This window comes from Streptomyces sp. NPDC059564, from assembly GCF_042735575.1.
GTDB lineage: Bacteria > Actinomycetota > Actinomycetes > Streptomycetales > Streptomycetaceae > Streptomyces.
Genome location: NZ_JBHWBP010000716.1, coordinates 1 through 1,169 on the forward strand (window position 1 = coordinate 1; position 1,169 = coordinate 1,169).

Below are 1,169 nucleotides of genomic sequence, written 5' to 3' on the forward strand. Positions count from 1 at the left end.
GCCACACCATCACCGGCAGCCGGGCCCCGGGCGCCGGTGATGGGGTCCAGACGTTGACGGTGAGGCAGTCCTCGCCGGGGATCTCCGGGTCGGACAGCAGGGCCGCGAAGGGGTCCGGGTAGGGCACCTTGGGGGCGGTGGGCCCGAACTCCCCCGCGTCGCGTACGCCGTCCCAGGCCGCCGGGGGCCCGGGGGCCGCGAAGGCACGGGCGCCGACGGGCGGGGCCGCGTACGGGACGCCCCGGAAGACGGCGGTCCCGCCGGCCTCCCAGCGGCCCTCCACCGTGCCGTGTCCGGTCCCGGCCCGGGGCCGCCCGCCGTCCGCTGCGCTCATCCGTGCTCTCCTCGCGCGTCTCCTGCCTCCCGGGCACGGTCGCACAGGCGTGCCAGGGGTGACAAGGCGTGACCCGTTCCGGGTCGGCCCGGGTTTGACCGGCATGCGAGTCATTCCGAATCCTCCCGCACTGCGCGCCCTGTCCGTCCTCCTGCTGGCCGTGACCGGCGCGTCGGGAGCCGCCGGCAGCGCGCTGGCCGCCGGGCCCGACTTCCAGTACGTCGGCCAGGACGACCAGGTCCACGGCCTGAGCGGCCCGAAGGGCTGCGTCGGGGCGGAGGGCGGCGGCGCCCGGGCGGTCACCAACCGCACCCACGGCACCGCGACCCTCTACCGCGACCCCCACTGCGCCGGTCCGAAGGTGGCCGTTCTGGGGCCCGGAACGGTCACGCGGGTGCGCCCGTACTTCGCCTCCGTCCGCTTTTCGTGACCGGTTGGGCGGACGGACCGTGACCACTCGGCCCTCCCCGCGTTGTATGCCATGTCAAATGCCGCAGGTCCTGCGGCGCCCCACATCTCACGAGGAGATCTTGATGTCGCGTATCGCGAAGGCATTCGTCATCACCGCTGCTGCCGGTAGCGCGCTGGCCGCCGGTGCGGGTCTGGCGGCTGCCGATGCCGGAGCGCACGGTGCGGCGGTCGGCTCCCCCGGTGTCCTGTCGGGCAACCTCGTCCAGGTTCCGGTCCACGTCCCGGTCAACGTCTGCGGCAACACCGTCAACGTGATCGCCCTGCTGAACCCGGCCTTCGGCAACACCTGCGTCAACGCGTCGGGTGGCGGCGAGCACCACACCGAGGGCTACGGCGGCTGATCACCAGGATCACCAGCCTGACC

General features: G+C 73.9%; 3 protein-coding genes. 2 read left to right on the plus strand and 1 reads right to left on the minus strand.

Going from position 1 to position 1,169, the window contains the following annotated elements:
* On the minus strand, positions 1 to 334 hold a 334-nt coding region (locus tag ACFV0Q_RS41880; RefSeq protein ID WP_385013373.1), incomplete at its 3' end, for a carboxylesterase family protein.
* Positions 335 to 437: 103 nt separating this feature from the next.
* On the opposite strand from ACFV0Q_RS41880, the gene ACFV0Q_RS41885 reads away from it, so the two are divergent.
* Positions 438 to 764, plus strand: a complete 327-nt coding sequence (locus ACFV0Q_RS41885) for a hypothetical protein (protein ID WP_385013374.1) — start codon at positions 438 to 440, stop codon at positions 762 to 764.
* 103 nt (positions 765 to 867) lie between these two features.
* Positions 868 to 1,146, plus strand: a complete 279-nt coding sequence (locus ACFV0Q_RS41890) for a chaplin (RefSeq protein WP_385013376.1) — start codon at positions 868 to 870, stop codon at positions 1,144 to 1,146.
* Positions 1,147 to 1,169: the final 23 nt, after the last annotated feature.